Below are 8,627 nucleotides of genomic sequence, written 5' to 3'. Positions count from 1 at the left end.
CACCCATGCCCGCGGCGGCTCGCTCGCGTCGTTGATCAGCGGCTGGTTCGACCTGACCACCGCCGGCAGCAAGCGAGAAGTGTCCTCCTACCAAAACATCGCCGCGATCATTGGTCTGCCCGCCGACCGGATTTTGCTGCTGTCCGACCATGGCGATGAACTGGACGCCGCAGCGGCGGCCGGCTGGTCAGTGCTCGGTGTGGCCCGCCCCGGCGAACCGAATGCCCCACGACCCCCGCACCGCTGGGTTGAATCGTTCGCCGACGTGGACGCCGAGTCGTCGCTCGGCTAAGGGCATTGCGGCCGGCCTGATGTCGAATCGCTGCTGCTTCGATCAGCAGATCCGCGCCCAGCCGGTGCCGTGAAGCAACCGGGCTTTCACGTCCGTCCTGCGCTCGGCACGCCATACACCAGGCACCCCACGCCGGTTGTCGGTACGGAACCGGAAGCCTCCTTTACCACCGCAGCGGTGGTATCGGTACCGCCCGTAGCGGCGGTATGAGCTCTTGGCCACCACAGAAGCCAACGCCTGAGTCAATGCAGCACGGAAATTGGAGTAATCAATTACTCGTTACTTGCCGTCGCTGCGGCCCTGATACTGACTGGGTCTCCGCGCGCGGAGGGGGATCAGCCAAATGACGCAGCGACGATGCGCGACTTGACCATCAAGGTGCGCAACCCCGCTGGCGAGCGTGTCGTCGGCGAGGTGCGGAATGAGACGCCCGAAGCGGTCGCGGTCACGGCCAGCGAGCTACGCATCTTTCAACCGGAATGGCAGGCGATCGGGCCTAAAGGCCGCAAGACGTGGCTGTTGAAGTTGCGCGACTGGGTGCTCGACAACACCGAACACATCGCCGAGGTCGTCCAGTCTGAGAGCGGCAAGACACGTGCCGAAGCGTTGACCGAACCGATCGCTGTCGCCGATTTTCTCAACTATTGGATGCGTAATGCCGAGAAGTTTCCGGCCGAACGGTACCTGTCGCAACCTGGGCTGGTCGCCGTCACCAGCAAACTCACCACGGTGTATCGGCCCTATCCACTGGTCGGCGTGATCACACCGCGGGACTTCCCATTCACCATGCCAGCGCTGGAGGCGGTGCCCGCTCTGGCGGCTGGCGCCGCCCTGCTGCTCAAGCCGTCGAAGGTGACCCCGCTCAGCGCGGTCGAGTTCGTCCACGGCTGGACACAGGTTGGCGCCCCGCCGGTGCTCGCTCTGGCGACCGGTGACAGCAAGACCGGCGTCGCTGTCATCGACGTCGTTGACTACGTGCAGTTCACCGGCGCCAAGGTCACCGGCAGACAGGTCGCCGCGCGGTGTGCGGAACGGCTGACCCCCTTCAGTCTCGACCTGGCGGGGACCGGTCCCGCGATTGTGCTCGCCGACGCCGATCTGGAGCACGTCGCTAATCGCATCACATGGGGCTGGTTGGTGAACCCGGCGCAGGTCTGGAACGTGAACTCCAGAGGAGGCCCTAGCGTGTCGCTGGAGCGCGTCTACGTGGAGGCGCCGGTGTACGACGAATTCGTCGCCAAGCTCACCGGCAAGCTGCGCGTGCTGTGGCGGGGCCCACACCACCGCAGTTCCAGACCAGACGTAGGAGCATCGGCCACGATCGCGCGGCGCGACATCGTGCGACGCTACGTTGACGGAGCCGTCGCTGCGGGCGACGAGGTGGTCACGCGCGGCAAACAGACTGACACCGGCGCGTTTTTCGAACCGAGGGTGCTCGTCGACGTTGAGCAGTCGATGTCGTGTATCACCGGGGAGACCCTCGGCCCGATGCTACAGGTGGTCAAGGTGGCCGACGAAGCCGAGGCGATTCGGCTGGCGAAGGACTCGCACTGCGGCAACTCGGCAACGATGTGGACGTCCGGTAAACAACGTGGCCAGCGGATGCGCCGCCAACCCGTCGCCCGCAAACGATCACGTCACCGGGCCGGGCGTTTGACGCATAAATCTTCTCCTGCTTGGGGGGAGGAGCACTTCGATGAGCGCTGCTGATCGGGTGTTTCCGCTGACCCGGGGACAGCTGGATATCTGGCTTGCCCAGCAAACGGGTCGCTTGGGTGCGAAGTACCAGCTGGGCGAACTTTTGCGGATCGACGGCACGATTGAGCCAGATTTGCTTGAGTCGGCGATCCGTCAAGTGGTGCACGAGGCGGAACCGCTTAGAGCTGCGTTTTTCGAGGTCGATGGCGAGGTTTTCCAAAAGGCGGTCGATTATCCGGACGTCGAGCTTGCACGCTATGACCTCACAGCCTCGCCTGATCCGGGCCTGGAAGCCTATCGGGTAGCGTGCTCGATCCAAGGCACGCTTATGCAGCTCAGTGGCCCGCTCTTCAAATTTGCGTTGTTGCAGACACGGGCAGATGAATTTTATTTGTTTGCATGCTGCCACCATATAGTGGTCGACGGAGTCAGCCTTGCTCTTGTTTGCCATCGCATCGCAGATGTCTATTCTGCAATGGCTTCGGGTGGGCAGATTCCGCCCGCTTTTTTCGGGTCGCTGAGTGATTTGATTGGTTGCGAGTCGGAATACGAGGCGTCCACCGATTACCAGGAAGATGAGGCCTATTGGACTCGGAACCTTCCGCCGGACAGCAAACCGCGTTATCGATTTGCACCGGCGGATGGCCGTGATCCGGGTGCGTCTTCCGCACCGGTTCAATTGGATCCCGTCGCTGTGGCCGGGACACAGGAGTTGGCCCGGGCGTTGGGGGTGCGTCGCTCGTCGGTGATCACTGCGGCGTGCGCGCTGCTGGTGCGTGGATGCGACGTCGAGAGTCCGGAGGTGGTGCTCGATTTTCCGGTAAGCAGGCGGGTGCATCCGCAGGCGTTGACGGTGCCCGGGATGGTTTCCGGGGTGGTGCCACTGGTGTTGAAAGCTTCGCCTGAGTCGGCGATTGCTGGTTTTTGCCAACATGTCGACACGCGAATGCGAGAAGCGCTGCAGCATCAGCGGTTCCCGATTCACGTTATTGAGAACAAGGCGCGTCTCCGCGCCTCTGGGCAGGCGTCGAGCCGGGTCGTAGTTAATTTCATTCCGGCTACACATATGGGGCATTTTGCCGGTGCTGCGGTATCGGGAACGCTGACCCATGCCGGCCTGGTGGATCAGTTTGGGCTGATCTTTTTTAGAGACGGTGATCAGCTTTTTCTCAGCACGGCGGGTGCCGGGCAATTAATTCCGAATTGCGATGTCCGCAATTTAGCGGAGCGGTTGGAGCGGGTCCTGGTGGCGATGGCGGGCGATCCTGGGCGGTCGTTGTCGTCGGTGGATCTGCTCGATGACGGTGAGCATGCCCGCTTGGCTGAGGTGGGTAACCGGGCCGTTTTGAGTTCGGGCGACTCGTCGGCCGTGTCGGTTCCGGTGTTGTTCGCCGCGCGGGTGGCCAGCACACCGGATGCGGTGGCGTTGGTGTGCGGTGATTGTTCGTGGACTTATGGCGAGCTGGATGAGGCCGCTAACCGGTTGGCGCACCTTTTGGCGAGCCACGGTGTGGGCCCCGGTACATCTGTGGCACTGCTCGTTTCCCGTTCGGCCGAGGCAATCGTGGCGATTCTGGCGGTGCTGAAAGCAGGGGCGGCCTATCTGCCGATCGACCCGGCGCATCCGCGGGAGTGGATCGAGTTCATGCTCGCCGACGCCGCGCCGATCGCCGCTATCACCAGCGCGGGCCTGCGCCCGCGGCTCGACGGGTTCGATGTGGTGCTGATTGATGTCAACGATGCCGCTGTTGACACCCAATCAAGCGCGGTGCTACCGGCGCCGGGCCCGGACGACATCGCTTACATCATCTACACCTCAGGAACCACTGGCGTGCCTAAGGGGGTGGCGATCAGCCACCGCAACGTGACCCAGCTGTTGGGGTCGTTGGATGCGGGGCTGCCGGCGGCGGGGGTATGGACGCATAGTCACTCCCTGGCCTTTGACGTCTCGGTGTGGGAAATCTTCGGTGCGCTGCTGCGCGGTGGGCGGCTGGTGGTGGTGCCGGAGTCGGTGGCCCACTCGCCGGAGGACTTCCACGGCGTGCTGGTTGCCGAACAAGTCAGCGTGTTGACCCAGACCCCGTCGGCGGTGGGGATGCTCTCGGCTGAGGCGTTGGAGTCGGTGGCGCTGGTGATGGTCGGTGAGGCCTGTCCGGCCGAGGTGGTGGATCGCTGGGCGCCGGGGCGGGTGATGGTTAACGCCTATGGTCCGACCGAGACCACGATGTGTGTGGCGATCAGCGCGCCGTTGATGGCGGGGTCAGGGGTGCCGCCGATCGGATCGCCGGTGGCGGGAGCGGCGTTGTTTGTGCTCGATGGCTGGTTGCGCCCGGCGCCGGCTGGGGTGGTCGGAGAGTTGTATGTGGCCGGTGCCGGGGTGGGCTGCGGGTACGTGCGCCGGGCCGGGTTGACGGCGTCGCGGTTTGTGGCGTGTCCGTTCGGCGGCGCGGGACAACGGATGTATCGCACCGGGGATCTAGTGCGATGGCGCGCCGATGGGCAGCTGGACTATCTGGGGCGCGCCGATGAGCAGGTCAAGATCCGCGGCTATCGCATCGAGCTCGGCGAAATCCAGGCCGCCCTGGCCGCCCTGGCGGGAGTGCAGCAGGCGGTGGTGATCGCCCGCGAGGACCGCCCCGGCGACAAACGCCTGGTGGGCTATGTCACCGGGGCAGCGGACCCGGCCGAGATTCGCGCCGCGCTGGCCCGGCGGCTACCGGAGTATATGGTGCCGGCGGCGGTGGTGGGGTTGGCGGCGCTGCCGTTGACGGTCAGCGGCAAACTGGACACCCGCGCCCTACCCGCACCGGAGTATCAGGATTCCGGTGGTTATCGCGCTCCGGCTAGCCAGGTCGAGGAGATCCTGGCCGGCATTTACGCCGACGTGCTCGGTGTGGAGCGTGTGGGGATCGACGACTCGTTTTTCGATCTGGGTGGGGATTCGCTGTTGGCCATGCGCCTAGTCGCCGCGATCAAGACCTCACTGGATGCGGATCTTTCGGTGCCCAACGTGTTCGACGCGCCCACGGTCGCTCAGTTGGCATCCCGTATCGGTGCGGATGCGGGTCGGCTCCCCCGGTTGATGCCGGTGGAGCGGCCCGCGGTGGTGCCGTTGTCGTTTGCCCAGCAGCGGTTGTGGTTGCTGGATCAGTTGCAGGGGCCTTCAGCGGTCTACAACATACCGGCGGCGTTGCGGTTAAGCGGTGGGCTTGATGTCGATGCGTTGGCCGCGGCGCTGGCCGATGTGGTGGGCCGACATGAAAGCCTGCGCACGGTGTTCCCCGCGTCCGAGGGAACACCCCAGCAGGTGGTTATCCCTGTCGAGAGGGCCGATTTCGGGTGGCAGATCATTGATGCCACCGGCTGGCCCGAAAGCCGGCTCGGCGAGGCCATCGACACCGCGGCGCACTACACGTTCGATCTAGCAACGCATATCCCCTTCCGCGCAAGGCTTTTTCGGGTCGCCGACGACGAACACGTGCTGGTGGCCGTGGTGCACCACATCGCGGCCGATGGCTGGTCGATCAGCACCGTGGTGCGTGATTTGGGGGTGGCCTACGCCGGCCGGTGCGCGGGGCGGGCCCCAGACTGGCCCGAGTTGGCGGTGCAGTATGTCGATTACACGCTGTGGCAGCGCGCTCAGTTTGGTGAACTCGACGACAGCCATAGCCCCATCTCCGCACAGCTGGCCTACTGGCAGGATGTGCTGGCGGGGCTGCCGGAGCGCCTGCAGCTTCCTACCGATCGGCCTTACCCCCAGGTGGCTGATCAGCGCGGGGCCAGTGTGGCGGTGGAGTGGCCGGCCGAGCTGCAGCAGCGGGTGCGCAAGGTGGCTCGCGAGCACAATGCGACCAGCTTCATGGTGGTGCAGGCCGCCTTGGCGGTGTTGCTGGCCAAGCTGAGCGCCAGCCCCGATGTGGCGGTGGGATTCCCAATCGCCGGGCGCCGCGACCCCGCGCTGGATGAGCTGGTGGGTTTTTTCATCAACACCTTGGTGCTGCGGGTTGACCTTACTGGGGATCCCAACGTTGCCGAGCTGCTTGCGCAGGTGCGACGGCGCAGCCTGGCCGCCTACGAGCACCAGGATGTGCCCTTTGAGGTGCTCGTTGAGCGGCTCAACCCCACCCGAAGCATGTCTCATCACCCGCTGGTGCAGGTGATGCTGGCCTGGCAGAACTTCCCCGGCCAGACCAGCGACCCCGCCGCCGCGTTGACTTTGGGTGATGTGCAGGTCAGCCGGCTGCCGGTGGACACCCGCACCGCCCGCATGGATCTGACGTTTGACCTCGGTGAGCGCTGGACCCAGGCCGGTGAGCCGGCCGGCGTTGGCGGGACGGTGGAGTTCCGCACCGATGTGTTCGACGCGGCCAGTATTGAGGCGCTGATCGAGCGGTTGCAGCGGGTGTTGGTGGCGATGACCGCCGAGCCGACCCGGCGGCTCTCATCTATGGATTTGCTCGATGCCGGTGAGCACGCCCGCCTGGATCGGTGGGGTAATCGGGCGGTGTTGACCCAGCGCGCAGCACGGGCGCCGGTTCCGGTGTTGTTCGCTGCGCAGGTCGCCCGCACGCCGGATGCGGTGGCGCTGGTGTGCGGTGAGTGTTGGTGGACTTATCGCGAGCTGGATGAGGCCGCGAACCGGTTGGCGCGCCTGTTGGCCGACCATGGTGCGGGCCCAGGAGAGCGGGTGGCATTGCTGTTGCCGCGTTCGGCTGAGGCGATCGTGGCGATCCTGGCGGTGCTCAAAACCGGGGCGGCCTATCTGCCGATCGACCCAGCACTGCCGGCGACCCGGATTGCGTTCATGCTCGACGACGCCGCGCCGATCGCCGCCATCACCACTACCGAGCTGCGCCCGCGGCTAGACGGGCACGAGCTGCTGTTTGTCGATGTCGATGACCCCGCTGTTGAGCGCCAACCGTGTACGGCGCTGCCGGCGCCGGCTGCTGGCGATATCGCCCACATCGTCTACACCTCCGGCACCACCGGGACCCCGAAGGGTGTGGCGGTCACCCAGCACAACGTGACCCAGCTGTTCGACTCGCTCGACATTGGTATTGAGCTGGGGCCGGAACAGGTGTGGACGCAGTTTCACTCGTTGGCTTTCGACTTTTCGGTGTGGGAGATCTGGGGTGCGCTGCTGCGTGGGGGGCGGTTGGTGGTGGTGCCCGAAGAGGTGGCGCGCTCGTCGGAGGACTTCCACGACCTGCTGGTTTCCGAACGGGTCAGTGTGTTGACGCAGACTCCGTCGGCGGTGGCGGTGTTGTCGCCGCGGGGCGTGGAGTCGGCGGCGTTGGTGATCGGCGCTGAGCCGTGTGCGGCTGAGCTGGTGGATCGCTGGGCGCCGGGGCGGGTGATGGTCAATGTCTATGGGCCGACCGAGACGACGATGTGGGCGTCCAAGAGCGTGCCGTTGACACCGGGGTCGGGGGCGCCGCCGATTGGGTCGCCGGTGGCGTGGGCGGCGTTTTTTGTGCTGGATGGGTGGTTGCGTCCGGTGCCGGCGGGTGTGGTTGGGGAGTTGTATATCGCCGGTGCTGGGGTGGGTGTTGGGTATTGGCGCCGGGCGGGGTTGACCGGGTCGCGGTTTGTGGCCTGTCCATTCGGCGGGCCGGGGCTACGGATGTATCGCAGCGGGGATTTGGTGCGCTGGCGCGCCGATGGGCAGCTGGACTATCTGGGCCGCGCTGATGAGCAGGTCAAGATCCGCGGCTATCGCATCGAGCTCGGCGAAGTCCAGGCGGCATTAAGTGCCCTGGATGGGGTGGAGCAGGCGGTAGTGATGGCCCGCGAGGACCGCCCCGGCGACAAACGCCTGATCGGCTATGTCACCGGCAGCGCCGACCCAGCCCGGATCCGCGCCGCACTGGGCGAGCGGCTGCCGGGCTATATGGTGCCGGCGGCGGTGGTGGTGTTGGAGGAGCTGCCGTTGACCCCCAACGGCAAACTCGACACCCGCGCCCTACCCGCACCCGAATACACCGCTTCTGATCAGTACCGGGCTCCGGGCAGCCTCGTCGAGGAGATCCTGGCCGGCATCTACGCCCAGGTACTCGGGGTGGAGCGGGTGGGGGTCGACGACTCCTTCTTCGAGCTGGGCGGCGACAGCATTCTGGCGATGCAGGTGGTGGCCCGAGCCCGCGCCGCCGGGCTGAGCTGCAAGCCGCGTGATGTGTTCGTCGAGCAGACGGTGGCCCGGCTGGCCCGGATCGCTGCGGTGGCCGCCAGTGATGCTGAGGTGGTTGATGAGGGTATTGGGCCGCTGGCCGCGACCCCGATCATGCGCTGGCTGGCCAGCGTTGACGGCCCGGTTGATGAGTTCAACCAGACGATCCTGCTGCAAGGCCCCGCCGGGGTCGGCGAGGCCGATGTGGTGGTGCTGCTGCAGGCGTTGCTGGATCGGCACGCCATGTTGCGGCTGCGCGCCGACCACGACGGTGCCGGGGGCTGGGCCTTGATGGTGCCGGAGGCGGGGTCGGTGAATGCCGCCGCCTGTCTGGACTCGGTCGAGGTGTTGTCCGAGCAGGCGCTGATCGGGGCGCGGGCCCGGTTGAACCCGGCGGCGGGGGTGATGCTGAGCGCACTGTGGGTGGCTTCTACCGGTCAGCTGGTGGTGATCGTGCACCATCTGGCTGTT

General features: G+C 65.8%; 2 protein-coding genes and 1 pseudogene. All 3 read left to right on the top strand.

Going from position 1 to position 8,627, the window contains the following annotated elements; translation table 11 throughout:
- A pseudogene (locus VFA16_RS08180) lies at nucleotides 1-292 on the top strand (acireductone synthase); the annotation flags it as partial.
- A gap of 357 nt (nucleotides 293-649) precedes the next feature.
- Nucleotides 650-2,002 (top strand): aldehyde dehydrogenase family protein, encoded by a 1,353-nt coding sequence (locus tag VFA16_RS08175; RefSeq protein WP_324967334.1) that lies wholly within the window; start codon nucleotides 650-652, stop codon nucleotides 2,000-2,002.
- Nucleotides 1,989-8,627 (top strand): non-ribosomal peptide synthetase (locus tag VFA16_RS08170; RefSeq protein ID WP_324967333.1); only part of this gene is annotated, 6,639 nt, incomplete at its 3' end. The genes VFA16_RS08175 and VFA16_RS08170, both read left to right, overlap by 14 nt.

It is taken from the genome of Mycobacterium sp. (genome assembly GCF_035653355.1).
Lineage (GTDB): Bacteria > Actinomycetota > Actinomycetes > Mycobacteriales > Mycobacteriaceae > Mycobacterium.
The sequence above is the reverse complement of the archived record's forward strand: the minus strand, read 5'-3'. Positions and strand labels throughout refer to the sequence as shown.

Bases quoted from the DNA above. Each gene is read 5' to 3' on its own strand.
- VFA16_RS08175 (WP_324967334.1), top strand. From the start codon at position 650: ATGCGCGACTTGACCATCAAGGTGCGCAACCCCGCTGGCGAGCGTGTC.